This is a genomic window from Methylobacterium sp. 4-46, assembly GCF_000019365.1.
Lineage (GTDB): Bacteria > Pseudomonadota > Alphaproteobacteria > Rhizobiales > Beijerinckiaceae > Methylobacterium.
This window is the reverse complement of record NC_010511.1, coordinates 7545043-7571090: the sequence shown is the minus strand read 5'-3', so window position 1 is coordinate 7571090 and position 26048 is coordinate 7545043. Positions and strand designations below refer to the sequence as shown.

Here is a 26048-nt window from a genome sequence, read left to right as displayed (position 1 = left end):
GCAGTCTCCAGATCGATCACGCTCCGCCGGCGACCAAGGCAGATGCTCTGCCGCGCTTGCGGCGGGTCGCCTCCTGGCAGGAAATCGCTTTCGTAGAGCCGATGCCCGAAATCGCCAGCACGGGAAGTGGTCGTTTGATCATTTTCTGAGACATGCAGTGCATAAAATTCTGTAGAACTGACCACACAATGCATAGTAAATCAGGCAAAAAATCGGAAGAGGGAGGACAACATGCAATTCTATCTCAACGGTTACGTGACTGGCGATCCAGATATTCTCACTCCCGCACCGGGCACTGAAACACAGCCGGCGGGCCTCCCCGACACCGTCGACGTCCTCATCGTCGGCACCGGACCTGCCGGCATGGTACTAGCCGCGCAGCTCTCGACGTTTCCCGGCATTACCACCCGCATCGTTGACCGCCGGGAGGGCCCGCTGCAGGTCGGCCAGGCGGACGGCGTCGCGTGCCGCACGGTCGAGACGTTCGACACCTTCGGCCTGAGCGAGAAGCTCGTCCGGGAGGGCTACTGGGTCAATGAAACCGTGTTCTGGCGCCCATCGCCCGACAATCGGGCAGCGATCGTGCGCACCGGTCGCGTTCAGGACACCGAGGATGGCCTGTCGGAGTTCCCACACCTCATCGTCAATCAGGCCCGCCTGCTGAGCTACCTCCAGGACTACATGGCGAAGTCACCGACGCGGCTCGTCCCCGACTTCGGCATGGATTTCGTGACCCTCAACGTCGAGCCTGAGGACGATCACCCCGTCGTGGTCACCTTGAAGAATGTTGCGACCGGTGCGGACACCGTGGTTCGGGCCAAGTACGTGGTCGGTTGCGACGGCGCGCGCAGCCGGGTGCGGGACGCGATCGGGGCCGTCCCGCGCGGTGACTTTGCCAACCATGCCTGGGGCGTGGTCGACATGTTGGCCGTCACCGACTTCCCGGACATCCGCATCAAGGCCGCGATACAGTCGGCCGACGAGGGTAACATCCTGCTCATCCCGCGCGAGGGCGGGTACATGGTGCGCCTCTACGTGGACTTGGGCGAGGTCGACCCCGCCAATCGCGACGCGGTTCGTCTCATCACGCAAGAGCAGGTCATCGCGACCGCCCAGCGGGTGCTACGCCCGTACACGCTCGACGTGCGCGACGTCGCGTGGTTCTCAGTCTATCAGGTCGGCCAGCGCGTCACCGACCGCTTCGACGACGTGCCGGCGGCCGAGGCCGCCTCCCGCCTGCCGCGTGTCTTCATCGCGGGCGACGCCTGCCACACGCACAGCGCCAAGGCCGGCCAGGGCATGAACGTCTCCATCCAGGATGCGTTCAACCTCGGTTGGAAGCTCGCCGCCGTCCTCGACGGGCGAGCGGCGCCGGAGCTTCTGCGCACCTACACGGTCGAGCGGCACGCCATCGCGCAGGGCCTCATCAATTTCGACAAGGAGTGGTCGAACATCATGGCCTCGCCGCCCAGGGACCCTGAGCACCCGGAACGCGGCGGCGTCGATCCTGAGGAACTGCAGTCCTACTTCGTCAGATCGGGCCGCTATACGGCCGGTGTCGCGACCCACTATCCACCGGCGACCGTTCTGACCGCCGAGCCGACCCACCAAGCGCTGGCAAAGGGTTTCACGGTCGGCATGCGTTTCCACTCCGCGCCCGTGGTGCGCCTCGCCGACGCCAAGCCCGTGCAACTTGGACACGCGCACCGGGCCGATGGTGCTTGGCGTATCTACGCCTTCGCCGATGCGAGCAGAGAGAACCTCGTCAATCTCATGAACGTTCTCGCGACGTCCGATCAGTCGCCGCTGAAGCGCTTTACGCCGCGAGGCGCGAACATCGACAGCGTCATCGACGTCCGCGCGGTTTTCCAGCAGGGGCATCGCGACCTCAAGGTCGAGGATCTCCCGCCGCTGCTTCTGCCGCGCAAGGGACGCTTCGGGCTGATCGACTACGAGAAGGCGTTCACGCCCGACCTCAAGAACGGCCTCGACATCTTTGACCTGCGCGGTATCGACCGCGAGAGAGGTGCGATGGTGGTCGTCCGTCCGGACCAGCACGTCGCGAACGTGCTGCCCCTCGACGCACACGACGAACTCGCCGCCTTCTTCGGGCGCATTCTGCTCGATCGTCATTAGGCTCGCCTGCCGGCGAAAGCGCCGGATCAAGGTGAGGCAAACTGGAACGGCGCGGCGGGGCCGACCACCGCGCCGCGGACCAACGTTGCGCTCGGCAGCGTGCAGAACGCGACGCAACGAGGGCGTGAGACCGCCCGAGGACGCCAGGGAAAAGGCGAACACCTACACAAATCTCTGCTAGGGGACAGGAGACGACCCATGATCGCATCCGTCAGCGCGAGCGGGGTGATAAGTCCATCTCGTGAAGTAAAACAATTCCGGACCGTGGTCTGGGTCGTGAGCCTGGCACTCGTTGGGCTCGTCTTCGACGGCTACGACCTTGTGGTCTATGGTGCCTGTGTATCGACCTTCCTGCGCGACCCCACGCAACTCGGCGTCGTCACCCCTGAGATCGCCGGTCAGCTCGGCAGCTACGCGCTTTTTGGCGTTCTCGTCGGAGCTCTTCTCGCCGGCTCCGTCGGCGACATCGTGGGTCGCCGCAAAGTGTTGCTGGCCTCCTACGCTTGGTTCTCGGCCGGCATGGCCGTGACCGCGATGACGAGTTCGGTCCCCGCATTCGGGATGATGCGGTTCCTGACCGGCCTCGGCGTTGGCGCTCTCTTGGCGACGACGGCCGCGCTGGTATCTGAGTTCGCCCCAAAGGGGAAGAAGAACCTCTGCAATGCAATTGTCTATTCGGGCGTGCCACTGGGCAGCCTCCTCGCCGCCGCTTTGGCGATCGCCCTGCTCAGCTCGATCGGCTGGCGCGGCCTCTTCGTAATCGGCGCTTTGCCGCTGGTGACCCTGCTCCCACTCGCCTACTTCAAGATACCGGAGTCAGTTGCTTGGCTCGCCGCTCGTGGTCGCCTGGTCGAAGCACAAGCCTTGGCCGAGAAGATCGGTGTCGACATGCCGGAACCAGCTCCAACGCTGGGCGCCGAAACGTTGGACGCGACCGATGACGGCCGAGCCAGTTGGGCAGGTCTGTTCACATCGTACCCGCTCCCCACCATCTTGCTCGGGCTGATGAGCGCAACCGGCCTGATGCTTGTTTACTCACTGAACACTTGGCTTCCTGAACTCATGTTGCGCGCTGGCTTCAACGCCCGGGGCTCGCTGTCCTTTCTCATGGTGCTGAATGGTGGCGCGGTTGTGGGTGCTCTCCTGGGCTCCAAGGTGGCCGACCGCTTCGGCGCGAAGCTCGTGGTGATTGCCTGCTTTCTCATCGGCGCGGCGGCCATCTCTCTCCTGACCGCCGGTTTCTCGATCGGTGTTCTCTTGGCGACCGTCGCGGTCGTCGGTCTCGGCACCAGCGGGACCCAGACGCTGATTTACGGACTGGCGGCCAACTACTATCGCACCAACGTCCGCAGCGCAGGCGTCGCGTGGTGCGCCGGCTTCGGCCGCCTCGGCGGCGTGGGCGGTCCGATGTTGGGCGGCTACCTGGCGGGGGGTGGTTTCGCCCTCGAGACAATCTTTTACATCCTGGCCGGCATCGCCATCTTCGGCGGCCTCCTGACCATCGTTTTGCCGTCGGGCAGGAGCACTCCACATGTTGCAAGCGCAAACGCGCCGTCGTTCCCGAGCCGCTAGACATGCTGGCCAGCTTGCCGCCTCTATGCGAAGCCAGCCTACGATCCTGCGGGCACCCGCCCTTAAGCTGAAGCGATAACGTGAGCTGGTTCCATACGCTCGCATAATGGCCAGTATGGTGCGCGATATGGAACCCGCGGACAGTCTCCGGAAGACCTCGGAGCCGGTCCGGCCGGGGCGCCAGTCGAGGGTTAGTCTAACGGCCTTCCACGGCCCGCGCCGGGCCGGCGGATCATCTGTTGTAATCTACGCGGCCGGAGGCGTTGGCAGGAGCTTGGCGGTGGTGGGATGCAACCGCTCGGGGTTCGATGACCAGCAGGAGGGTGGCTTCCTACTCCGACATTTTTGGTAAGTATTAGTCCGCAATATCACCCTCCATGTGATAGTTTTGAACGAAGACGGTTCAGCTTTTCCAGGTCTTGAACTAAGGAAGTTCGCGTTTCCGGCAAGTGCCCCAGATCTGCATTCATTCGACCGAGTCGTACAGCAACCGCGTTAACAAACGCTAGACACCGCTCGGTTCGTGCAATATGTACTTGTGTACGGTCTAGGAGTTCTTTACGAGTATCTCTCATTCCAGATGATAGCTCAGGAAGGCTACTCCTGGTTGCTGGATGTTATGGCTTGGTTTGCGATATCATCATCTGTCGTGCTAAAATCTGGAATCAGTATGGCTTTCGTCTAGCTTGTGCGAGAACATCCAACCCGGCGAGTACGATCCACGGGCCAACAAAAACCAGGAAGAACACGAAGCCCATGCCAATCCCTTTGGAATGAAGCGGATTGGGAGTCTAACCTCGTCTACACGCAAACGGTTTCATCTAACCATTGAGGCTTGCTCCGGACTGCGCCCCGCAGCCCCGGCGGGTGGCCTTCGTCGCGCCGCGCTACTGCGATGAAGGATGCGGCTTGTGCGGCGGCGGCCCACTGCGCTTCCTCCTCGCCGGCTCAGTCATTGCGGACATCCACGCCTTCATGAGCCTATCGGGAGAGTAACGGTGCATCTCCTGCAGCATGCGCTCCTGCATCTTCGCCATGACGGCGGCCTGGAGCGGCTGAAGGTCAGGCAGGCCGAGAAAGACCCGCGCCTCTTCAGGTGTGCAATCCACGTCTGCATTGATCAGCATCTTGCAGCCTCCCGGCTAGAACAATGCTGATAGGCGCTGCAGGTTCAGGGGAAGGATGCCCCTTGGCTCATAAGCGCGTGGGCGTGCGGATCACGGTCCACCTGGCGCGCATCGCGTAAGGCGAAAAAGCCCGCCCGGTGGGCCGCCGGGCGGGCTGGTGTCGTGACGGTGGTGTGTTTGCCACGCGGCCAGGACTGGCCGCGGCAGTGCTTAAACCCCGCAGGGCTTGCCTCAGGCTTCCCGCCCGCCCCACGACTGCACCCCGCCGCCCCGGCGGGTGACCTTCGACTCGTGGAAGAGCCCTTCCGTCGTCACCCGGGTCTGCACCCTCATGACGTCATGGATGAGGACCGCTGCCCTATTCCAGGAACCCGAGTACCCGAGCCTGCTCTCGGATCCACCCGTGCCTGAGGATCGTGCCGTCCTCCCTCACGATCCACGGGGTAGAGGCCGTGTCTCTGAGCACCACTGCGGCCGTGCGGATCGCCTCGCACACCGTCGGGAACTCTTGGATCTCGGTTACACCTCCGGGGCAAGGGAAAGGCTGTTGCGGGCCAGCCTCTCTACTGCGGCTTCGTCTCACCTTCAGGTGATGTGCTTCCTGTCGCGGCGGGCGCGGAGCCGTCCGCAGCGGGCTGACCGGATAACTGCTGGCGGGCGTCGGCCAGCTTGCCCTGTGCCTCGGCGAGTTCCTGCCGGGTCGTGCGAAGACGACCCTCCAGGTCGGCAACCTCCTTGTTCTTCGCCGCGAGGTTCTCCGTCAGCGTCGCAAGCTGTGCCTGGGCCTCCGCATACCGCTTCTGAACGGACTCGAGGTCGCTGGTGAGCTTCTCTCGATTGCCGGTCAGAGCCTTGATGGCCTGCTCAACCTGTCCACGCTCGCCCGTCAGCCGGTCACGCTCAGCCTGCGCAGCGGCCACGTCCTTCTGTGCGGACATCAGCGAGTCTCGGGTCTGCTGGAGCTGTTGCTCGATCTGACTCTTGTCGGCCGATGTCTTATCGCGAGCTTGAGTGAGGCTGGTGATGGTCTGATCTAACTCACCTCGCTGCTGGGCGACGCGCTCCCGATCGGCTCGGACTTGCAGCAGTTCCTTCTGCGCCGCCGCCAAGCCCTCACGGGCCTGCTGCTGTCGTTGTTCGGCGTCAGCCAACTCGGCAGTTTTCGCGGTCGCTTCCTGCGCCAGAGCGGCCAAGTCGGTTCGCAGCTTCGCTTCCTGCTTGCGCGCCTCTTCTACCCGCCGTCCGACGTCCGAGAGTTCCTGGGTGCGGGCCGCCGCTGTTTGCTCTGCCGAGATGGCCGCCTCGCGTAGAGTCGCCACCTGCTGGCCGGCCTTCTGGACATCGGACTGCAGCTCTGAAAGGCGCTGCGTTGGTGCTTGAGCGGCTTGCAGGGCATCCCTGGCCTTCTGCTCGGCGAGTTGCCTGCTCTGCTCCAATTCGCGGAGCTGCGCTTGTGCTTGCTGTGCAGCTTGCGCGGTCTGCGTGTTTTGCTGTTCTGTCGCTGCAATTTTTGCTTGCAACTCTTTGAGCGTTCCCGCAGCCCGCGTCTGCTGTTGCAGCTCTGATTGTACCGCTGCAAGCTGGCTATTCAGATTTCCAATCTGCTGCTCCTGGGCTTGCCGCTGCCGAGAGTGCGAGATGCTCGAGACGAGCAGAATGACCAGGAGCAGCACACTCAGCGCGGCCAAGGCCAGCGTGGTCGGCCGGCGAAGGTCAGAACGAACGTCGATAGCCATATGCCTCTCCCCGCAGAACGGCTGCGCGATGAGGCGCGACCACGATGCCGATTTCTGCGAGGTGATAACCCGGCAGTTCGGGCTTCGCTCCCCGCTCGGACGTCTCGGCGGGCTGCGCGCAGTGGGTGCCGAGAGGCATCCACCGGTACGTTGAGGCTCAGCGGCCGCGCAGGGTGTCCTTCACCCCGCCGTAGGCATCTTTGGGCGCGGTCCTCGGCTTTCTCCATCTTGCCTTCGGCCTGGAGCTTGGCGTCGCCGACCGCACTGCCGAAAGCATCCTTCACCGGCATGACAGGCGTGCGGGAAACCGCTGACGTCCGACTTTGATTTTCTGACACGCAAGCCTTACAGGTTTAAGTGGCTGAAAAACCGTCGTTTTATTGACACATAGATCCGAACAACGGAATGACCGAATAGGGTAGTGAGCCGTTGTTGGACCGTCGCTCAAAAGCCGACATTCGGCTTTGCACGTATGTCGGGCAGTCAGCGGCTATTGCCGGCATCTCCGAAGCGGACGTCGGCACAGATTATATCACAAGCAACAGGCAGAGTCCCGCTTTGTAACCGGTCCCGCAAACGATCAAAGGCCTCCTAGTGTTTTGGCTTGATCGACTGGAGCTCTAAAGCTTGCTCATGCCAACAATGCAGAACCCATGCCCAAAAGGATCACTGCAGAACGCCACGGGGGGAAAGCCCGGCACACGGTGCACCTGTTCTGACCTTGCGCCGTTCGCCAAGGCGCGCCCAAGCGTTTCCTCGAAGTCGTCGACACGAAAATCGACGTGAACCGGTGTCCAATGGCGCTCATATCGGCGAAGGTCGCTACTGCCTGGCGCTGGTGATGAACCGGTCGGTTTTGCAAGAAGCCCGATCGTCGCATCACCCGAGGTTAACATTGCGTAGCCGGTATGAGGCCGAGACATCTCGACGAAGCCAAAGACATCACCAAAAAACTTTAGACCCTCTTCGATGGACGGGACGTCGATGGAAACAGTCACCTTCATTTCAGCTACTCCACTCGCTTGTATGCTGACCAGTCTTTACGGAGCTAAACGCGCGTAAGGCCTTGATCCTGCCAGAACCCCAATTTCAAGCATACGTCGGCTTCCCACACCCATCCGGACTTTCGGCGGCAGCCGGGTGTTTCCAAATTTCGTATTGGCGTCGGTTCCGGACGTTAAGGCGGCGCCGGGGTTACTTCCGGCAGTCAGCGCGTCAGCACAATGTGGGTCGCAAGCTCCGTTGCGACCGTCTCCGTCACCCGGTAGCCGAGGCCCGGTAGGTCGATGCCCGCGAACAAGTGCTCGCCCCGGCCCAGAACAATGGGCGACACCGCCAGGTGCAACTCGTCGATCGCGCCCGCCAGCAGATACTGGCGAACCGTCGACACACCACCGCCGATCTTGACATCCAAGTCGCCGGCGGCGGACTTGGCCTGGGCGAGCGCTGCCTCAATCCCCCCGGTGACGAAATGGAAGGCCGTCCCGCCCTCCATCACGATGGGTGCCCGGGGGTGATGGGTGAGGATGAAGGTCGGGGCGTGATACGGGGGATTGTCGCCCCACCAGCCCTTCCAGTCGGGCCCGCCCCAATCGTCGCCAGCCGGCCCGAACATGTTGCGGCCGAGGATGAAGGCGCCGAAGCCTTCCAGCGCGGCGCGGGCGAAGCGATCGTCGGTCCCGCCGTCTTGCCCGATCATCGATCGAAAGGTTCGGGTCGGGAAGAACCACTTGTGCAGCTCGCGGCCCCCTTTGCCCATCGGATGCTCCAGGCTCTGGTCCGGACCGGCCCCGAAGCCGTCGATGGAGACCGCGAAACCTCTCGCGCTCACCTTGCCCATGGTCGTCAGACCTCTGCCTGCAGGCTGACGATCAGGTCGTTCAGCTGCTCGAATTGCTCGCCCCATCCGCTCGTGCTTCCGGAGGCCAGGGCGTCGTTGAGCGCGTCCTTCGAGGGATAGAGCTCGTGCACGACGACGCGTGTCGCGCCGTCCCTTTCCTCGAAGGTCACCGTGGTGACCGCCCCATCCTTACCCCCTTCGTCGTTGGTCCAGACGAGGCGGGTAGGGGGCGTCACCTCGATGTAGCGGCCGAAGAATGCCATGGGCCGTTCCGAGGACGAGTGGGCCATCAGCAGACGGTACGTGCCACCCGTGTGGATGTCGGCCTCGAATGAGATCAAAGAGACGCCGCAGGATTTGGGCACCCACCATCGCTGGAACAGCTCCGGCCTGGACCACACGTCGAAGACGATGCGCGCCGGGCCGTCGACGGTTCGCGAAACGGCGAGCTCCCTGTCCGATATCCGTTCCACTGTTGTGCTTGCCTTCCCGGCGGCGGGGGCGCTCTGTCTGCCTGCGTTCATCAGCTGCTCGCTCATCATCGCTGGCGGCCCTTCACGCCGCCTGGCGCTGGCCGGTAAGGCCGAGCCTGTTGCCTGCCGGATCGGCGATGTTGGCCGAGTAGCTACCGCCGGGGATGGGATCGGGCCCCTAGAGCACCGTGCCGCCCCTCTCGCGGACCGTCGCGAGCGCGGCATCGATATCGGCCACATGGATGTACCAATTCCATCGGGCCGGCGCGCCGGTGGCTGCACTCGACATCACTGCGCCAGGGCGTAGGTCGCCGCGGCCGATGAAGGCGTACTCGCTCATCCCGCCCATCGGCATGGCCCCGAGCTTCTCCCAGCCGAAGAGTGCCCCGTAGAACGCGAAGGCAGCCTCGGGATCGGGAGTTGCGAGCTCGATCCACACCCCGTGGCCGAGGGTTTGCTCCGTCCCGAGGGGCACCGGCCCGAAGGCTCTGCTCTCGTCGGGGCCCGCCGCATCCATCAGGGCGAAGACCACGTTCTGCGGGTCGCTCACCATGGCGAAGCGACCGACGTGGGGGATGTCGATAGGCCCGAACCAGATCTGGCCGCCGAGATCCACCACCCGGGAGGCTATGGCGTCGACGTCGCGGGTCGCGAGATAGACTGCCCAGCCAGGAAAACCGGGAGCTTCGGGCATCGGCCGCCGGATCCCGGCCACGGGCGTCCCGTCAGCCTGCGCGATGCGGTAGCCGCCATGCTCCGGCATCGGTGATGGCGCGACGCGCCAGCCGGCGACGGCCTCGTAGAAGGCCTGTGCCGCGTCCTGGTCGGTCGCGTTCAGCTCGAACCAGATGGGTTTACCCTCGGCAGTTGGCATCGGGCGCATTCCTCTGTGACAACGGGCGCGTCGGCCGCGTCTCGGCGCCACGTACGGCCCCGCTTTGCCCAGGCTGGCATTCTCGGTTATACAAAGCAACTATGCGGTCAGAAAAAATAACCAGTGAGACGTCTGCGCCGCGAGAGCGTCTGTACGACGACGCTTGCGGCACTGCGCTCGCCCTGGAATTCATCGGCGAGCGTTGGTCGCTGCTGATCATGCGCGAACTGGTGTTCGGCCCCCGCCGCTTCGGCGAGCTTCGGGCGAACCTCCCTGGCATCAGCGCCAACGTGCTGACGCAGCGCCTGGAAGGCCTGGACGATGCAGGCATCGTCCGCCGCTACCGGCTGCCGTCTCCGGCCAACGTGCAGGTCTACGACCTAACGGAGTGGGGCCGTGAGGCCGCGCCGTTGATGCGCGACCTGGGGCGTTGGGCGGCTCGCTCGCCGCGGCATGATCCGAGCCTGTTCATGTCGGCGGCTTCAGCCATGATGTCGCTCCAGGCCCTGATCGATCGAGAGCGTGCCGCGGAACTGGCTGTCACAGTTGCCTTTCATTTTCCCGGCGAGGACTTTATCGCGACAGTGATGGGCGGTGAGATCTACGTGAGCCGTGGTGTCATGGAGGCACCGGATCTCGCCTTCACCGGAGATACGATGGCGATGCGCCGCACGATCTACGGCAAGGCGCCTCTGGCCAGAGACGGTGCGGGCGGAACGCTCGCCTTTGCTGGCGAGGCCGATCTCGCACAGTCCTTCGTCGATCTCTTCGCCCTGCCCGCCAAAACCGCCTGAGGAGCGTCTCAGCGGTCGAGTCGGTATTCGGCGTCCTTCCGGAATGCCCGGCGAGCTGCACGATGGCAGGCCAGAACGCACCTACGCGGAGCGGATATGCCGCTTCCAGCCGCAAGGCCGCCCAGCAGGCCACGTTGTCGGTTCAAGCAATGCGTGCCGACCGCGTCGGCGCACCGTTTGATTACCTGACATGCAATCCTTACAGGATTAAGTGACTGAAAAACTGTCGTTTTCTATACATGACAGATGTCTGCCGACAAGGCTGCATTCGACGGAAACACCGAGGCGCACTGTGGACTGGGGCGGGTGCTCTGCTGGCTCCAGCCAGAAGGCCGGTATCCCCTAAGCAAAACCAGCTCCCATGTTGATGGCAAGTGCTAGTAGGGAGGTGTTGAAGAAGAACGAGTATACGGCGTGCGCGGTGACGATGCGACGTATGTGCTTCGAGCGGATGTCGGTGTCCGAGGTTTGTGACGTTGTGCCGATCGTGACTGCGAAGTACAGGAAGTCCCAGAAATCTGGCGCGTCATCGCCATTGAAGTCGAGGCCGCCGCGGCTCCGGCCACCTTCGTCCTCGCCGTAATAGACGTGAAGATAATGTACAGTGAAGACGACCTGGACGAAGATCCAGGCGCAGAGGATGGTTGCCGCCGCGAGGACGATGTGCGGGCCTTTGTAGGCGTCCTGCTCCTGCTGGCCGAAGACGAGCATCCCAACTCCGCCGACGCTGGCCGTCGCGGCCAGGAGCGCGAAGAGCGAGATCATCGCGGCGCTGTCGTCGAGCCGCGAGGCCTCGCGCCGCAGCTCGTCCGCCGACTGCGTCGTCATGTTCCACACGATAAGCCCGACGAAGACGACCACACCCGCGCACCAGCCGATCAGCACCCGCGACCACGTAGCGATTGACGGCAGCACCAGCGCGAGGGCGATCGCAACCGCAATGGAACCGAGCAGGCGCGGTCGGAGCCAGAGGGCGTGGACCGTATCGAGGACGCGCAGGGCCATAGTCCAAACTCAATGCTGAACCGAAGCGGTATGCTGTGGCGGTGAAGATCGCTGAGGTCCAGGGCGCGAGCCGAGGAGTTCGGATCGCGTTCGCGGCCGAGCACCTGGTCATCGCGGGCGTGGGCGCAGTGCTCGGCAGTTCGCCCTGCACCGTGGTGTAGCTTGCCATTTCATACATGCGCAGGTGCTAATGCAGCCAGCGACCAGTGCGTGATCGCCGTCCGTGGTCGAAACCGCTCCAATGCCCCGGTTAGCATTACAGTTGCGTTTTTGTGCGTGCTGGCTGACGGCTGGCCCGGCTTGGCGTCCGGCGCTGCCGCCGCCATTTGGCGTCTGACGCGCGCTGTTTGAGATGTGCCTGGCGGGCGGCCGCCTGATGCGCCCGTCGCCAGAGCGACCATGCGATGACGTGAGCGGGTTGAATGCGCCGCTGTGCCATCCGCACCGCGATGCGGCGGATCTCCTGGACCGACCAGCGGATCAGCGGGCGCGCGGTCTCGGCCGGGCTCGGCTTTTTGGGGGCGGCGCGTTGGCGTGATGGCGGATCACCGTCAGCAGGGCGAAGGCCATCATCACCAGGCTGACGTGCCGATGCCAGCCGTGCCAAGAGCGGGTCTCATTGTGTGTCAGCCCGAGGTCGGTCTTGGCCGTCTCGAACGCGTCCTCGATGCTCCAACGCCGTCCCTCGACGCTGACCAGGATCTGGATCGGCGTGCCGGCCGGGCACCAGGTCGTGAAGTAGGCCCGCTCGCCATCGCTCAGGCTGCGGCGGATCAGGAGCCCCCGCGTCCACAGGCCGGTCTGGTCGTAGGCGGCACCAGCGAGGTCGGCCAGTTCGCAGTAGGCCCAGTCGTACAGCCTCGCGCCCCTCGTCCCGTCGCCCGCCGACAGGCGCGTCCAGGCCGACGGAGCAAGGCCATCCGCGATCGTCTCGGCGGTGCCGGCCACCAGCGGCTTGCCGGCCCAGGAGTTGAACGCGTGATCGCTCTTCACCCCGAGCACGTAACCCTTGCCCGCCCGCCGCAGGGCCATCTCGATCTCGCCGACCCCGTAGACGGTGTCGGCCGCTACCCAGGAAAACGGCACGCCGGCAGCCCTCGCCCGCTCGATCATCGCCAGAGCCAATCCCGGCTTGGTCGCGAAGGTCGTCCCCTTCGGCGCGTGGGCGGCGGCCAGCCGGGCTGGATCCGAGGTCCAGGTCTGGGGTAGGTACAAGGCTCGATCGATGAAGGCATGACCGTGCCGTGAGACATAGGCCGCGAACACGCCGATCTGACAGTTCGTGATCTTGCCGGCTGAGCCGGTGTACTGGCGATGCACTCCGCACGAGGCCTTGCCCTGCTTCAGAAAGCCGGTCTCGTCGAGAACCAGAACCGCGTCCGGGTCGGCCAGCGTCTCCAGAGCATAGTCACGCACCACGTCGCGCAGAGCGTCGGCGTCCCAACGTCCGCGCCCAAGCACCGCCTGCTGGCGCCAGGGCCCGGGATCGCCCGCGGCTTCCGCCCGCATCCAACCCGTCTTGCGCCGCTCTGCACCGAGCAGTCCATCCAAGAACGCTCCGGCCGAGGCGGCGACCCGGCGCTGGGTGAACAGAGGCCGCATGCGCCCCTTCACCTCCCGGAGCGACGAGGCCCACAACTCCAGCGTCGCCTTGACCGAAGTCTCCGACGTCCATGATGCGCGAATCATGGCGACGCAAAGAGTCAGAACCTCGCCGAAAACGCAACTGTAATGCTAGACTTGGTTTCCCGGGCAGGTTCACCAGTGCTAGCCAGCTCATTGAGAAGCAATGTCTCGCTCGATCGCTGTAGGTTGGTTGCCTGGCGCCCCCAAACGTCAATAATTTCATCAAATTACCGTCGCACGTCAGCAAAAAAAGTCAGTTTTCTTCATATCAATGCGTGCATGATACTCGAAATGCAGGCGTATTCTGTTCTAATATAGGTGCTTTAGTTTGCAAACAGACGCTTATCTTTGAGATATGGGCCACATGCTCAGTCATTGGTATTTTCAGCAACGTACCGGCCAAGGGCACTCGCCGCATTGAGCATGTGGGCGCGCATCCGCCGCGCGGCAGCCTCACCGTCGCCCTCCGCGATCGCCTGCAGGATCTCGCCGTGCTCGGCGCGCGAGCGGCGGATGCGCTCACCGTGGCGCAACTGCGTGCGGCGGAAGGCCGAGAGGCGCCCCCGGATGGCCAGGGCCTGCTCGGCCATGAAGCCATTGTGGGTCGCGCGGTAGAGCGCCTCGTGGAAGGCCCGATTGAGGGCGTCGTAGGTATCGTAGTCCTGCGCGGCCACAGGTGCGGCCGACTGCTCGTGCAGGTCCATCAAGGCGCTGAGTTCGAGCGGCGTCATTCGGTAAGTGGCGAGCCGCACGCAGAGCGCCTCGAACTCCGCCGTGGTCTCGAACATCTCCATGATCCGCTCAGGGGTCATGCGCGTGACTACAACACCACGCCGCGGCCGCACCTCGACGAGGCCGCTGGAGGCGAGCTGCCGCAGAGCCTCGCGCACGGGTGTGCGCGAGGCGCCGAAGCGGTCGGCGAGGTCCTGCTCGTCAAGAGCGATGCCCGCCGGCAGCGCGCCCGAGGCGATCTCGTCCGTTAGGGCGTTGCGGATCTGGTCGGAGAGGAGACCCCGCCCTTCGACACTGACGTCCATGCCGTCATCCTCTTGCTTCGCGCCGGACGCATCCTTGGGTCCGGCCTCCGGCTGGGTCATCCCACGATCGCTCGCACGATCAGGAAGAACAGCGATGGACCCACGAGGCAGCCGATGCCGGTGTGGAACGTCGCCGTCAACGCTCCGTAGGGAACGAGCTTCGGATCGGTGGCGGCAAGGCCACCCGCAACGCCGCTCACCGTGCCCATCAGGCCGCCATAGGCCATCGCCGAGCGCGGGTTGTCGAGGCCGATCAGCCGGGCGACGAGGGGCGTACCCACCATCACCATCACGGCCTTGGTGACCCCCGTCGCGATGGAGAGCGCCATCACGGTCGAGTCGGCGCCGAGCGCCGCGCCCGTCACCGGCCCGACGATGTAGGTGATGGCGCCCGCCCCGATCGTGGTGATCGAGACCGCGTCGTGGTAGCCGAAGGCAATCGCCGTCAGCGTCCCGACGATGAAGGGCAGCACCGTGCCGAGGGCGAGGGCGACCACGCCGAGGATGCCGGCGCGGCGCGCCTCGATCACGTCCACCTCGAAGGCAGTGGCGACGATCGCGAAGTCGCGCAGCATCGCGCCGCCCATCAGGCCGATCCCGGCGAAGGCCGGGAGGTCGGCGAGACCCCGCTTGCCGCCCGTGACGAGCCCGCCGACATAGGCGAGCACGAGACCGAGCACGATGGCGATCGCCGAGCCGTGAATGCGCCCGCGCGTCAGGCCTTTGCCGACCAGGTTGGACACCAGCATCAGGCCGCCGACGACCGCGAAGGCCGCCACCAGGCTCTGCTCGACGAAGACGTGTTCCAGCATGTGCAGCATGGGGCTCACCTCCGGGCTGCCGTGGGATAGGGAGCTTCATCGGTGTCGCCCGCGATCACCGAGCCGCCGTGCTCGACCTCCGGGCTCACGTCGGCGGGCCTGCCGCCGAGCCGGCCGAGCAGCGCCGTCGCGGCGAAGCACAGCATCACGCTACCGACCGCCGCGATGACCACGATCGGGCCGCCGCTCACCGCGGCGACGACGTTCTGCTGCGCTGCCATAGCCACGACGATGGGGATGTACATGGTCGCCCAGAATTCGACCCCGAGCTGGGTCGCGTGGCTGAGCCGGCCGTGACGCACCAGCCAGACCCGGGCCGCGATCAGCAGCATCATGGCGATGCCGACGCCGCCGACATTCGCCTTCACCTGAAGCAAAACCCCGAGCAGGTCGCCCAGGAACACCCCGACCAGGGTGCAGAGCGCGAGAAGTGCAACGCCGAGGACGGTCATCGGCCGCCCTCCCGACGTGTTCTCGCCAGCACGGATCCGCGGCCCGGCTCGGGCCCTGCGTATGCACCCACCATGAGGCGTCTCCTTCCCGTATCCATTGGTTCGTTGTGACCATTTGTGCGTATACACATTCTTGACGTATGCGCAATAAGGAATACAAAGAAGGCATCTCGGCGCCGCCGCGGATACAACCATGGCCGGATTGCGGCCATGCGCATACGCAGGCGCCTCACCAGGGAGCGGACCGGATGAGCGGCTGGCACCAGGAACGGGCGGCCCGCGATGCGCGGATCGAGGCGGGTCGCGCCCACGCCTCGGGCAAGGTCGTGGCCGCCGAGAGGGTCGTCGACCTGCTGGAGGCGATCCTCCGCCCGGGCGACCGGGTCTGCCTAGAGGGCGACAACCAGAAGCAGGCGGATTGCCTCGCGCGAGGTTTGAGCCAGTGCGACCCGGCCCGCGTGCACGACCTGCACATGGTCCAGTCCGGCATCGTGCTGCCGGAGCACCTCGACATCTTCGAGCAGGGGATCGCCAAGCGCCTCGACTATTCCTACTCGGGGCCGCAGGGTGGGCGCATCGCCCGCATGCTCTACGGCGGGCAGATCGAACTCGGGGCGGTGCACACCTACCTCGAGCTGTTCGCCCGATACTTCGTCGACCTCACGCCGAACGTGGCGCTGATCGCGGGCGTCTCAGCCGATCGGGACGGCAACCTGTATACGGGGCCGAACACCGAGGACACGCCGACCGTCGTGGAGGCGACCGCCTTCAAGAACGGCGTCGTGGTGGCCCAGGTCAACGAGATCGTCGAGCGCGTGCCGCGCGTCGACATCCCGGGCGACCGGATCGACTTCGTGGTCGCGGCCGACAAGCCGTTCTACGTCGAGCCTCTGTTCACCCGTGATCCCGCGGCGATGACCGAGACCCAGATCCTGATGGCCATGATGGCGATCAAGGGGATCTACGCCGAATACGGCATCCGCCGCCTCAACCACGGCATCGGTTTCGGCACCGCGGCGATCGAGCTGTTGCTGCCGACCTACGCCGAGCGGCTCGGGCTGAAGGGCAAGATCGCCACCCACTGGGCGCTCAACCCCCACCCGACCCTGATCCCGGCGATCGAGTCGGGCTGGGTTCAACAGATCCACTGCTTCGGCTCCGAGGTCGGCATGGACCGCTACATCCGCGAGCGGCCCGACATTTTCTTCACCGGCGCGGATGGCTCCTTGCGCTCGAACCGCGCCTTCTGCCAGACCGCCGGGCTCTACGCCTGCGACCTCTTCATCGGCTCAACTCTGCAGATCGACCTCTCGGGCCATTCCTCGACGGTGACGCAGTCGCGGGTGGCCGGCTTCGGCGGCGCGCCCAACATGGGCTCGGACCCGCACGGGCGGCGCCACCCCTCCGACACCTGGATGAAGGCGGGACGGGAGGCGCTGGTGACCGGAGACCCAGCCCTGATGCGCGGGCGCAAGCTCGTGGTGCAGATCGTCGAGACCTTCGGCGACAAGCTCGTGCCGGCCTTCGTTGAGCGCCTCGACGCCCTCGACCTCGCCAAGAAGCTCGGGCTCGAGCTCGCCCCCGTGATGGTCTACGCCGACGACGTCACCCACATCGTCACCGAGGAGGGCATCGCCAACCTCCTGCTCTGCCGCACGGCGGACGAGCGCGAGCAGGCGATCCGCGGGGTGGCGGGCTACACCGAGATCGGCCGCAAGCGCGACCGGGCCATGGTCGAGCGCCTGCGCGAGCGCGGCATCGTGCGCCGTCCGGAGGATCTCGGCATCGAACCCCTCGACGCCGACCGCTCCCTGCTGGCGGCCAAGTCGATCAAGGATCTCGTGCACTGGTCCGGCGGACTCTACGAGCCGCCGGCGAAGTTCCGCAACTGGTGAGGCCGCGATGGAAAAGCTGAGCTTCCGACACACCACGCGCCGCGCGCTGCCGGGCGCCAAGGCGCAGGCCATCACCGGCGTGGTCGCCTCCGGCAACCTCGAAGTGCTGCTGGAGCGCGTGCTGCCGCCGACCGACTGCACGGTCGAGATCCAGACCTCGATCCACGGCTACGGCGAGGTCTGGGCGGCGGTGGTCGCCGACTTCGTCGCCCGCGCCGAACCGGGCGGCCTGCGCATCACCATCAACGACGGGGGCGCGCGCCCCGACACCGTGTCCCTGCGCCTGCTCCAGGGCGCCCGGCTGATGGAGGCCTGACGTGAGCGAGCGGATCACCGACCCCACGACCGCGAGCTGGTACGAGGCGAGCGCCCGCGCCCGCCTCGACGGCCTGCTCGACGCAGGCAGCTTCCGCGAGTTCATCGGCCCCGAGCAGCGCCGGATGAGCCCGCACCTGCCACTCTTCGATCTGCCGCGCGCCTTCGACGACGGCATGGTCGTCGGGGCGGGCCGCCTTGACGGAAAGCCCGTCCTCGCCGCCGCGCAAGAGGGCCGCTTCATGGGCGGAGCCTTCGGTGAGGTGCACGGCGCCAAGCTCGTCGGGCTGCTGCGCGCGGCTCTGGCGCAAAAGCCTGCAGCAGTGCTGATCCTGTTCGACACCGGCGGCGTGCGCCTACAGGAGGCCAATGCCGGCGAGACCGCCATCGCCGAGGTGATGCGCGCCATCACGGAGGTGCGCGCGGCGGGCGTGCCGGTGATCGGGCTGATCGGTGGGAGAGCCGGGGCCTATGGCGGGGGCGGGCTGATCGCGGCCACCTGCTCGCGGCTCGCAGTCTCGGAGGGCGGGCGCATCAGCGTCTCGGGGCCGGAGGTGATCGAGACGAACAAGGGAGCAGAGGAGTTCGACTCCCGCGACCGGGCGCTGGTCTGGCGCACGATGGGCGGCAAGCACCGGCGCCTCACGGGCGGCGCGGACGCCTTTGCGGACGACACGGTCGTGGCCTTCCGGCGGGTGGCCCTCGCCCTGATAGCGCGCGCGCCGGCCTTCGACCTCGCGACGCTCGAGGCCGAGCAGGCACGACTGGAGAAGCGCCTGGAACGCTTCAGTGCTTGCCGCGACGGCACCGAGATCTGGGCGCGCCTCGGAGTGAACGATCCGGCCACGGTGCCCGGAATGACGACGGCCGAGTTCGACGCCCTTCTGGCCAGCCTCGCGGAGACCACCCATGACGCTCGCTGAAATCCTCTCCTCGCTATTCCCCGAGGGCCATGCCGTCGCGGTGTCGGACGGGCTCGTGAGTGGTGAGGGACCGTTCCGCGGCGGTCGGCTCGCGGTGATCGGCATCGACGGCGACGTAGCCCTCGGCGTCGAGGGCGCCTGCCACCTCGCAGGTCACGTCCTCGACGTGGTGCGCCGGGGCGAGCGCACGCCGATCCTGGTGGCGATCGACTCCGACAGCCAGCGCATGAGCCGGCGCGACGAGCTGCTCGGCCTCAACGAGTACCTCGCGCACCTCGCCAAAACCCTGCTGCTCGCTGACCAGAAAGGCCACCCCACGGTCGGGCTGATCTATGGGCACTCGGCGGCAGGCGCCTTCATCGCGACGGCGCTCGCGACCCGGGTCCTCGTCGGACTGCCGGGGGCGAACCCGAGCGTGATGGACCTGCCCTCGGTCGCTCGGGTGACGAAGCTGCCCCTCGACCGGCTGGAGGCGATGGCCAAGGACACACCCGTGTTCGCGCCCGGCCTCGACAACATGGTGCGGACCGGCGCCGTACAAGCGGTGCTCGACCCGCAGCGTCCGCTCGGGCCCCAGATCGCCGCCGTGATCGACGCGATGCCGGAGCGCGACGCGCGCGACCGCGTTGGGCGCGAGCGCGGGGGGCGGCCGCTTGCCGAGGAGATCGCCGCGCAGGTGGTGCGGGACGCTGCCCTTGGCTGAGGTCTACCGGCGCCACGACCTCCTCGACGTGGAGCCGCAGGCCTGGGCGGGCGTGTTAGCTGGCCGGCCAGACATTGAGGGCGTGCCGCACGTGGCCGAATGGGCGCAGATGCGACGCCCGGTCATCCTGCGCCGGTCCCACCCAGGGGAGGAGGGGCTGGTGCCGGTCGGCCTGCCGCTGCCGCCGCGGGACGGCAAGCGCCGCATCGGTCTCGCACTCCCGCCCGCTTCGGTCCGGCCAAGGTCCTGGATGGCCCTGTCCGAAGCGCGCGGTGCCTGTCCGAGACCTTGGGCGGCGACGCTTACGGCGGTCGTGGCACTCGGCGAGCGCCACGACCTCGTTCCCCGCCCGTTCGGCAGCCTGCTCTGGCAAAGCCTGACGGGCCTTCCCTACCTATCAGAGACCTCGGATCTCGACCTGCTCTGGCCTGTGGCAGGAGCGGTCCCGCGCGGGCTCCTCGGCGGCATCGCGGCGATCGAGGCGCAGGCGCCGATGCGCCTTGACGGCGAGATCCTGCTGCCCGACGGGGGCGGCGTGAACTGGCGCGAGTTGCACGCCGCCGCCCCGGGCGATGCCGTGCTCGTCAAGCACCGCGATCGTCTTGCCATGCGCAAGGCCGGCTCGATCCTGGCGGGAGACCCTGAATGAGCGCGCTCCCGGTCCTCTCTCCACGTGCGGACGACGATCTCGGCGCGGCCGTCCTCGAGATCGCGAGGGCGGCTGCGGCGGCTCTTCGGTCCGAACTCGACACCTACCCGAAGCCTGGCCTAGTCAGTCCTGTCGATGCCGGTAGCCACGCGGACATGGACGCGAGCACGTTCCGGGCGAGCGCCGCGGCGATCGCGCCCTTCTTCGCCGACCTCGCGCTCGCGGGAGCGGCAGGAGCGCCGATGCCGGCTCTGCGCCGCATTGGCCTCGTCGCGGAGGCGGCGATGCGGGCGGCGACGGGGGGCGTGAACACGCATCGTGGGGCCATCTTCGGGCTCGGCCTCCTCTGCGCAGCGGCCGGCGCCCTGCCGGGAGCCGGCGCAGGGGCGCTCGGCCGCCTCGTGCGGGAGCGCTACGGCGAAGCGATCCTCAACGGTCCGGTCCTGCTGCATGCTCCCGGCGCGCGGGCGCGTCGCCGCCACGGCATCGGCGGCGCGCCGGCCGAGGCCGCTGCGGGCTTCCCATCCCTTTACCAGGTCGGCTTGCCGGCCCTGCGCCGCGGCCGACGGCTGCGTCCGGACGATCCTGACGCCGCGTGCGTCGAGACCTGCCTCTCCCTGATCGCGCATCTCGAAGACACCAACCTCCTGCATCGGGGTGGGCCGGAGGGCTACGCCTTCGCACGGACGCAAGCCGCGCGGTTCATTGCTGAGGGGGGCGTGGCGCAGCCCGATTGGCGTGACCGCGCGGAGGCGCTGCACCGCGCCTTCGTGGCCCGCAATCTCAGCCCCGGCGGCGCCGCGGATCTCCTCGCCATGACGCTGTTCGTCGATGGCATCGAGGCGACGGCGTGACTCTCGCTGTGCTCCTCTCGGGCCAGGGGGGCCAGCATCCCGGCATGTTCGACCTCACGGCCGAGTGGCCGGCCGCCGAGCCGGTCTTCGCGGCAGCCGCCCGCGTGCTCGGGAGCGACCCGCGAGCGCTTGTCCAGACTGCGGGGGCGAACCTACACGACAACCGTACCGGGCAGATCCTCTGCTGCGCCGCTGCCTTGGTGGGGTGGACGATCGTCGAGGCGGCGCGCCCGGTCCGCGTGATCGTCGCGGGCTACAGCATCGGCGATCTTGCGGCCTGGGGCTGTGCGGGCCGCCTCGACCCGGAAGCCATCCTGCGCCTCGCGGCCGCCCGCGCGGAGGCTATGGACGCGGCGGCGCCCGAGGGGTTCGGGCTTGCCGGGATCCGGGGCTTGAGCCTCGCGGTCATCGACGGGCTTGCCGAGCGGCACAGCTGTCACCTGGCCATCCGCAACGCCGCCGACAGCGCGGTGGTTGGCGGCGCGGCGGGCGCGCTCAATGCCCTGTGCACAGAGGCACGTGCAGCCGGCGCATTACGCGCCGTCGTTCTGCCGGTGCAAACCCCGTCGCACACGCCGTTCCTGATCGAGGCAAGCCGGCGCTTCGAAGAGGTTTTTGGGCGGGAGAGCCTGCGACGTCCGCCCCCGGGCGCCCCGCGGCTGATCAGTGGCCTTGATGGGGCGCCCGTGTTTGACCTCCGATTGGGCGTTGCCAAGCTGGCACGGCAGATCTCGCACACGATCGACTGGGCCGCCTGTCTGGAAGCATGCCGCGAGTATGGTGCGCAAACGGTGCTGGAACTCGGTCCGGGACACGCACTCACGACTATGGCTCGTGATGCGATCCCCGAGGCACGAGCGCACGCCGTTGAAGAATTTCGGTCCGTCGATGGAGTAGTTGATTGGATAAATCTATTTGCGAAATAATTTATACTATTGCACTACCGAAGTAATTCTGGAGAGTCGAAGCCTTGGACGTGCGTAGCACCGTCATCAAAAGGGCGGAGACCTCCCAGGTCCCTGGTTCCATACGCCGCGCTTACGCGAACGGGTCGGCCTCGCGCGGGAGGGCGAGCACAGCCGCTTGCTGGCCGTCTGCAACCTTTCGCCGGTCCGAGGACCACCCCCTGGCGGGTCTCGCGGAGCTTCGTCTTGAATGAGCCGAGCCCACACAGCTCGACCTTGTCCTCTTGCACGAGAGCCTCCGCATCCTGTCCAGGATCGCGCGCACGGCCGCGTCGGACTTGCCGGGGTGGAGGTGCGGTTTCAACTCCGCAATGTGTCGGATGAGATGCGCCCTCATCATGTGAGCGCGACGTCGCGTAGCCGGCCTAAAGCTGCAGGTTGGTCTCAATCAAGACGGTGTCGCTGTCGAAGGAGGCAGCGTGCCACGCGCCCGCGGGGAAGTGGAACACCTGGCCCGGCCCGAAGAGACGCTGGCCCTGCTCCGTTTCGAGGGTTCCCGAGCCCGCGATCACCTGCACGAACTGCTCGTACGGGTGGCTGTGGCGTCCGGCCTTCGTGCCGGCGGGCACACGCATCATGACAAGAGAGGCACCTTCGCCCGGGAGCACGCGCTTGGCGACGCCAGTTGGCGCGCGCTCCTCCGAGATATCGTCCCAGGCGATGCAATGCCGGTTCAGCGTCACCCTACCCTCCTCGTCATGCGGAGATGACGGTCACCGTGACGTCGATGTTGCCCCGCACGAATCGACGATGCTCATCACCATGTCCGTGCGTGCTTCGTCCTTCAGGTCCGCCGGCACTAGGGATGGGCCGGGCAGCACGGTGTTGAGGTAGCGCGTGATGGCTGCGGTCTCAATGACGCGAAAGCCGTCGACGTCCACCACCGGCACCTTGCCGAAAGGATGGCGGGTGAGGTGCTCCGCCGATTTCGGCTCCCCCTTGAGCACGTCGACGGGCACCTGCTCGTAGCCGTTCACCCCCTTCTCGGAGAGCAGCATCCGGACCGTGCGGACGTAGGTTGAGCCGCTGAAACCCCAGAGCGTGATCTTCATCACTGTCACCCCTGATTTCGGGGATGAATGTATGTCGCTCGGAATGACCAGCAATGGTCAACCAACAATGAGCTTGATGGTGTGGATGGCTCCTGATGACGAGAACTGACGGTGTCATCCTGGGGCAGCGATGCCGTAGCAGAGGCTGCCCCAATTATCATGCCTACTTGGTCACCTCCTTGGTGGGGCCGATCCCGCCAGGACGGAGGCGCGCGGCGCGCCCCACGTCCACATCCGCGACGGTATCAGGGCGCAGCCCCACCTCGCCCGCTGGCCCGCCTGATCGTCCGCGTTCGGCCAAGCGGACGCCCGCGGCACGTCGCATGACGGCCACGCATGAGCTCCCGGCGCTGTTTCGCCCCACTTCCGCAATGGCGCTACCGCACCTCTAACGCGCCGTCCAAGCAGAATGAAACGGGTAGCAGGGTGAGTGGTTGGTCGGCAAAGGAGAACGCCGAGGTCCTCAGCCCTGTCCGCCGATTGGCGTCAGCGCGTAGTCCAGACCGTGGAGGCCGGCATCTCCCGGCACCAAGCGGCTGAGCGCTTCGGGGGCAGCTTGGCCATCGCGAGTCGCTAACGTGAGAAGGTGCTCACGATCCGGCCAACCACCCTCGATGGCGTGCAGGCTCCCGCCCACCATGCGCTGGACAAGATACCGGAGCACGGAGAACCGGACCGTCCCGATCTCGCCGATATAGTTGGGCTGCTAAGGCAGAAGGCTATTGAGGACCGCTGGACCCGTCTTCAGACGTGATAGCCGGAGGGCTCGGGGCTGAGAGCGATCGGCATTCTGACATGAAACTGAACAGGGACCAGGTCCACCTCTGTCCATGCACATATATGGGACATGCGTTGGACACGCCTCAGGCCAGTACAAGCTAAGTGCTTGATAGATATGGCGCTCCCAAGGGGACTCGAACCCCTGTTTTCGCCGTGAGAGGGCGACGTCCTAGACCGCTAGACGATGGGAGCTTGCCCGAGCGGTGAGCGGGGGTATAGCGACGGGCTCCCGGCTGCACAAGCCTGAAAACGCAGCGGGCGGACGCTTTTCGACGGGAGTGCAGGGTGGAGAACGAGGTCAGGGTCTCGGAGATTCCGGCAGGCGGGGCGCCCGAGCGCCTCGACCGCGCGCTCGCCCGCCTGTGGCCCGACCTCTCGCGCAACCGCCTCCAGGGACTGATCCGCGAGGGCGGGGTGCGCCTCGACGGGGCGGAGATCCGGGACGGGGCCGTGAAGGTCGCGGGCGGGCAGCGCGTGGCGGTCGCGGTGCCGCAGGCCCTGCCGGCGACGCCCGCGGCGCAGGCGCGCGATCTCGCCATCGTCTACGAGGACGACGACCTCATCGTGATCGACAAGCCCGCCGGCCTCGTCGTGCATCCGGCGCCCGGACATCCGGACGGGACCCTCGTCAACGCCCTGATCGCCCATTGCGGGGCCAGCCTCTCGGGCATCGGCGGGGTGCGCCGGCCCGGCATCGTGCACCGCCTCGACAAGGACACGAGCGGCCTCCTGGTCGTCGCCAAGAACGACCTCGCCCATGCGGGCCTGAGCCTGCAATTCGCCGATCACGGGCGCTCGGGCATGCTGGAGCGCGCCTACCTCGCCCTGGTCTGGGGCGTGCCCGCGCCCCGCAACGGCACGATCGACGCCGCCCTGGCGCGCTCCGAGCGCAACCGCGAGAAGATCGCGGTCGTGCGCCCGGAGCAGGGCCGCCATGCGGTCACGCATTACCGCACCGAGGCCGTCCTCGGGGCGCGCGAGCCGGTCGGTCAGATCCGCTGCCGGCTGGAGACGGGACGCACGCACCAGATCCGCGTCCACCTCGCGCATCGCGGTCACCCGCTGCTCGGCGACAGAACCTACGGGGCGGCCTTCCGCACCAAGGCCGCCCGCCTCGATCCGGAGGCGCGGGAGGCCCTCGACGCCCTCGGCCGGCAGGCGCTGCACGCGGCCGTGCTGGGCTTCGTCCATCCGCGCAGCCACGCGGTCCTGCGCTTCGAGAGCCCGCTGCCCGCCGACCTCGCGCGGCTCGTCGCGGCGCTCGGCCCGCATGCCGGGGGCGCGGCCCGCGTCTGAGCGCCGCAGCGGCACGCTCCCGCGCCTCCGCCGCCCCAACGCCGGCGGCGGCGCGGCGCATCGCGACGCATGCACCAACCCGAGGGTTGCGCGTTGATCGCGGCGGACCACCCGTCCGTCGCTACCCGCCGGCGCCCCGGCCTGCTATAAAGGCCGTTCGGACGGCCGGCCGCTCGGAGGCCGTTCGCGCTCGCCCTCGCCGGGGAGCTTCCAGGAGGTTTGAATGGCTGCTGCACTGCCGGTGCTCGCCAATGAGGGGGGCCTGTCCCGCTATCTCGACGAGATCCGTCGCTTCCCAATGCTGGAGCCGACGGAGGAGTACATGCTCGCCAAGAGCTGGCGCGAGCACGGAGACCGCGAGGCGGCCCACAAGCTGGTCACGTCCCACCTGCGCCTCGTCGCCAAGATCGCGATGGGCTATCGCGGCTACGGCCTGCCGATCGGCGAGGTCGTGTCCGAGGGCAATGTCGGCCTGATGCAGGCCGTGAAGCGCTTCGACCCCGACAAGGGCTTCCGCCTGGCCACCTATGCCATGTGGTGGATCAAGGCGGCGATTCAAGAATACATCCTGCGCTCGTGGTCGCTCGTGAAGATGGGCACGACCGCGAACCAGAAGAAGCTGTTCTTCAACCTGCGCAAGGCGAAGGGCCGCATCTCGGCCCTCGACGAGGGCGACCTGCGCCCCGAGCAGGTGAAGCAGATCGCCACGCGCCTCGGCGTGCCCGAGCAGGACGTGATCGAGATGAACCGCCGCCTCAGCGGCGACGCCTCGCTCAACGCCCCCCTGCGCGAGGAGGGCGAGGGCGAGTGGCAGGATTGGCTGGTGGATGACAGCCCGAGCCAGGAAGCCGTGCTCGCCCGCGAGGAGGAGGGGCAGAACCGCCTCGCCGCCCTGCGGGACGCGCTCAGCGTGCTCAACCCGCGCGAGCGGCGCATCTTCGAGGCCCGGCGCCTCGCCGAGGAGCCGATCACCCTGGAGGACCTGTCGAGCGAGTTCGGCGTCTCCCGCGAGCGGGTGCGCCAGATCGAGGTCAGGGCGTTCGAGAAGGTTCAGGACGCCGTGAAGCGCAACCTCGCCAGCCGCGAGACCGCGCGGACGAGCGTGCCGGCCTAGAGACCTTCC

Annotated in this window: 25 protein-coding genes and 1 tRNA gene; 12 read left to right on the top strand and 14 right to left on the bottom strand. The window is 66.6% G+C overall.

From position 1 onward, the window contains the following. The first annotated feature begins 231 nt into the window (after nucleotides 1-231). Both M446_RS33290 and M446_RS33285 read left to right on the top strand, forming a co-directional pair. Nucleotides 232-2136 carry an FAD-binding monooxygenase gene (locus tag M446_RS33290; RefSeq protein ID WP_012336490.1) on the top strand — a complete coding sequence of 635 codons (1905 nt, stop codon included), beginning with the start codon at nucleotides 232-234 and terminating at the stop codon, nucleotides 2134-2136. Nucleotides 2137-2334: 198 nt separating this feature from the next. Further along, nucleotides 2335-3708 carry an MFS transporter gene (locus M446_RS33285; RefSeq protein WP_012336489.1) on the top strand — a complete coding sequence of 458 codons (1374 nt, stop codon included), beginning with the start codon at nucleotides 2335-2337 and terminating at the stop codon, nucleotides 3706-3708. 887 nt (nucleotides 3709-4595) lie between these two features. On the opposite strand, the gene M446_RS33280 is transcribed toward M446_RS33285, so the two are convergent. The 6 genes from M446_RS33280 to M446_RS33260 form a co-directional block, all read right to left on the bottom strand. Continuing rightward, nucleotides 4596-4835 carry a DUF6489 family protein gene (locus M446_RS33280; RefSeq protein WP_012336488.1) on the bottom strand — a complete coding sequence of 80 codons (240 nt, stop codon included), beginning with the start codon at nucleotides 4833-4835 and terminating at the stop codon, nucleotides 4596-4598. A gap of 563 nt (nucleotides 4836-5398) precedes the next feature. Further along, nucleotides 5399-6571, bottom strand: a complete 1173-nt coding sequence (locus M446_RS33275) for a hypothetical protein (RefSeq protein ID WP_012336487.1) — start codon at nucleotides 6569-6571, stop codon at nucleotides 5399-5401. 620 nt (nucleotides 6572-7191) lie between these two features. Next, nucleotides 7192-7575 carry a VOC family protein gene (locus M446_RS36235; RefSeq protein WP_012336486.1) on the bottom strand — a complete coding sequence of 128 codons (384 nt, stop codon included), beginning with the start codon at nucleotides 7573-7575 and terminating at the stop codon, nucleotides 7192-7194. Between the two features lie 203 nt (nucleotides 7576-7778). Beyond that, nucleotides 7779-8411, bottom strand: a complete 633-nt coding sequence (locus M446_RS33270; protein ID WP_012336485.1) for a dihydrofolate reductase family protein — start codon at nucleotides 8409-8411, stop codon at nucleotides 7779-7781. A 5-nt stretch (nucleotides 8412-8416) separates the two neighbouring features. Then, on the bottom strand, nucleotides 8417-8953 hold the full coding sequence (locus M446_RS33265; protein ID WP_012336484.1) for an SRPBCC domain-containing protein: 537 nt from the start codon (nucleotides 8951-8953) through the stop codon (nucleotides 8417-8419). Between the two features lie 109 nt (nucleotides 8954-9062). Further along, nucleotides 9063-9758, bottom strand: coding sequence for a VOC family protein (locus tag M446_RS33260; protein WP_012336483.1), 696 nt, complete (start codon nucleotides 9756-9758; stop codon nucleotides 9063-9065). Between the two features lie 101 nt (nucleotides 9759-9859). Here M446_RS33260 and M446_RS33255 point away from each other — a divergent pair, with 101 nt between their 5' ends. Then, complete coding sequence (locus tag M446_RS33255) at nucleotides 9860-10552, top strand: winged helix-turn-helix transcriptional regulator (protein ID WP_012336482.1); 693 nt, start codon at nucleotides 9860-9862, stop codon at nucleotides 10550-10552. A gap of 342 nt (nucleotides 10553-10894) precedes the next feature. Here M446_RS33255 and M446_RS33250 read toward each other — a convergent pair whose 3' ends face one another. The 5 genes from M446_RS33250 to madL all read right to left on the bottom strand — a co-directional run bounded on the left by M446_RS33250 (nucleotide 10895) and on the right by madL (nucleotide 15493). After that, a complete protein-coding gene (locus M446_RS33250) occupies nucleotides 10895-11557 on the bottom strand; it encodes a DUF1345 domain-containing protein (RefSeq protein ID WP_012336481.1) in 663 nt (220 codons plus the stop codon). A 480-nt stretch (nucleotides 11558-12037) separates the two neighbouring features. Next, entirely contained in the window at nucleotides 12038-13246 is a 1209-nt protein-coding gene (locus M446_RS33245; RefSeq protein ID WP_012336480.1) for an IS701-like element ISMtsp19 family transposase, read from the bottom strand. 305 nt (nucleotides 13247-13551) lie between these two features. Then, on the bottom strand, nucleotides 13552-14220 hold the full coding sequence (locus tag M446_RS33240; RefSeq protein WP_043702831.1) for a GntR family transcriptional regulator: 669 nt from the start codon (nucleotides 14218-14220) through the stop codon (nucleotides 13552-13554). A 56-nt stretch (nucleotides 14221-14276) separates the two neighbouring features. Beyond that, on the bottom strand, nucleotides 14277-15041 hold the full coding sequence (gene madM, locus M446_RS33235) for a malonate transporter subunit MadM (RefSeq protein ID WP_012336478.1): 765 nt from the start codon (nucleotides 15039-15041) through the stop codon (nucleotides 14277-14279). 5 nt (nucleotides 15042-15046) lie between these two features. Beyond that, complete coding sequence (gene madL, locus M446_RS33230; protein ID WP_012336477.1) at nucleotides 15047-15493, bottom strand: malonate transporter subunit MadL; 447 nt, start codon at nucleotides 15491-15493, stop codon at nucleotides 15047-15049. A 248-nt stretch (nucleotides 15494-15741) separates the two neighbouring features. Between madL and mdcA the strand changes: the two genes are divergently transcribed. Genes mdcA through M446_RS33195 form a run of 7 tightly spaced genes read left to right on the top strand, consistent with a single transcriptional unit; the run spans nucleotide 15742 to nucleotide 21758 of the window. Then, nucleotides 15742-17388, top strand: coding sequence for a malonate decarboxylase subunit alpha (gene mdcA / locus M446_RS33225; RefSeq protein ID WP_012336476.1), 1647 nt, complete (start codon nucleotides 15742-15744; stop codon nucleotides 17386-17388). A 7-nt stretch (nucleotides 17389-17395) separates the two neighbouring features. After that, nucleotides 17396-17704 (top strand): malonate decarboxylase acyl carrier protein, encoded by a 309-nt coding sequence (gene mdcC, locus M446_RS33220; RefSeq protein ID WP_012336475.1) that lies wholly within the window; start codon nucleotides 17396-17398, stop codon nucleotides 17702-17704. Nucleotide 17705: 1 nt separating this feature from the next. Then, nucleotides 17706-18626 (top strand): biotin-independent malonate decarboxylase subunit beta, encoded by a 921-nt coding sequence (locus M446_RS33215; protein ID WP_012336474.1) that lies wholly within the window; start codon nucleotides 17706-17708, stop codon nucleotides 18624-18626. Then, on the top strand, nucleotides 18613-19329 hold the full coding sequence (gene mdcE / locus M446_RS33210) for a biotin-independent malonate decarboxylase subunit gamma (protein ID WP_012336473.1): 717 nt from the start codon (nucleotides 18613-18615) through the stop codon (nucleotides 19327-19329). The genes M446_RS33215 and mdcE overlap by 14 nt, the downstream gene beginning before the upstream one ends. After that, entirely contained in the window at nucleotides 19322-19978 is a 657-nt protein-coding gene (gene mdcG / locus M446_RS33205; protein WP_012336472.1) for a malonate decarboxylase holo-[acyl-carrier-protein] synthase, read from the top strand. The genes mdcE and mdcG overlap by 8 nt, the downstream gene beginning before the upstream one ends. After that, the gene (gene mdcB / locus M446_RS33200) at nucleotides 19975-20832 is read left to right on the top strand and encodes a triphosphoribosyl-dephospho-CoA synthase MdcB (RefSeq protein WP_012336471.1); all 858 of its coding nucleotides are present in this window, start codon (nucleotides 19975-19977) and stop codon (nucleotides 20830-20832) included. Before mdcG ends, mdcB begins: the two co-directional genes overlap by 4 nt. Then, nucleotides 20829-21758, top strand: coding sequence for an acyltransferase (locus tag M446_RS33195; protein ID WP_012336470.1), 930 nt, complete (start codon nucleotides 20829-20831; stop codon nucleotides 21756-21758). Before mdcB ends, M446_RS33195 begins: the two co-directional genes overlap by 4 nt. 404 nt (nucleotides 21759-22162) lie before the next feature. On the opposite strand, the gene M446_RS33190 is transcribed toward M446_RS33195, so the two are convergent. The 3 genes from M446_RS33190 to M446_RS33180 all read right to left on the bottom strand — a co-directional run bounded on the left by M446_RS33190 (nucleotide 22163) and on the right by M446_RS33180 (nucleotide 23821). Then, nucleotides 22163-22480, bottom strand: a complete 318-nt coding sequence (locus M446_RS33190; protein ID WP_012336469.1) for a cupin domain-containing protein — start codon at nucleotides 22478-22480, stop codon at nucleotides 22163-22165. 30 nt (nucleotides 22481-22510) lie between these two features. Beyond that, complete coding sequence (locus M446_RS33185) at nucleotides 22511-22849, bottom strand: glutathione S-transferase family protein (protein ID WP_012336468.1); 339 nt, start codon at nucleotides 22847-22849, stop codon at nucleotides 22511-22513. 896 nt (nucleotides 22850-23745) lie between these two features. Then, nucleotides 23746-23821, bottom strand: a tRNA-Glu gene (locus M446_RS33180). A gap of 93 nt (nucleotides 23822-23914) precedes the next feature. Here M446_RS33180 and M446_RS33175 point away from each other — a divergent pair. Next, entirely contained in the window at nucleotides 23915-24925 is a 1011-nt protein-coding gene (locus M446_RS33175) for an RluA family pseudouridine synthase (protein ID WP_012336467.1), read from the top strand. A gap of 223 nt (nucleotides 24926-25148) precedes the next feature. Next, nucleotides 25149-26039: an RNA polymerase sigma factor RpoH gene (gene rpoH / locus M446_RS33170; RefSeq protein ID WP_012336466.1), complete on the top strand. Its 891-nt coding sequence runs from the start codon at nucleotides 25149-25151 to the stop codon at nucleotides 26037-26039. Nucleotides 26040-26048 lie beyond the last annotated feature (9 nt).